Source organism: Mesorhizobium sp. GbtcB19 (assembly GCF_019091085.1).
GTDB lineage: Bacteria > Pseudomonadota > Alphaproteobacteria > Rhizobiales > Rhizobiaceae > Mesorhizobium.
Window position 1 is genome coordinate 1 of sequence record NZ_JAGXJY010000125.1, and the last position, 428, is coordinate 428.

Genomic DNA, 428 nt, shown 5'->3' on the forward strand with positions numbered 1-428 from the left:
CACCAAGCCCCGGACCCCCCCGCCCCGGCCCCCCCGGCGCAAACGCCCCAGCACCCTCCCCCCCAGCAGCGAATGGCCGCCGAGCCCGAAGAAGCTGGCGTGACGTCCGGCGGGCCCGACACCGAGCAGCTCCTGCCAGATGCCGGCAAGGATGGTCTCAGCCTCACCCTGCGGCGGCTCGTAGAGGCCACGGGCATAGGCCCCCTCGTCGGGCGCCGGCAGTGCCTTGCGATCAAGCTTGCCCTTCGGGGCCAGCGGCAAGGCGTCCAGCACCACATAAGCCGCCGGCACCATGTATTCCGGCAGAAGGCCGCTCAGATAAGCCCGCAACACCGCCGCAAGATCGGCGCCCGCCTCACCGTCCGCCACGACATAGGCAACCAGCCGCTTCTCACCAGGCGTGTCTTCGCGCGCGATCACCACCGCTT

General features: G+C 70.8%; 1 protein-coding gene. It reads right to left on the reverse strand.

Annotation, left to right across the window (positions count from 1 at the left end; genetic code table 11):
• The coding region (locus KVT37_RS31895; protein ID WP_217578979.1) for a phosphopantetheine-binding protein at positions 1-428 on the reverse strand (428 nt) is incomplete at both ends.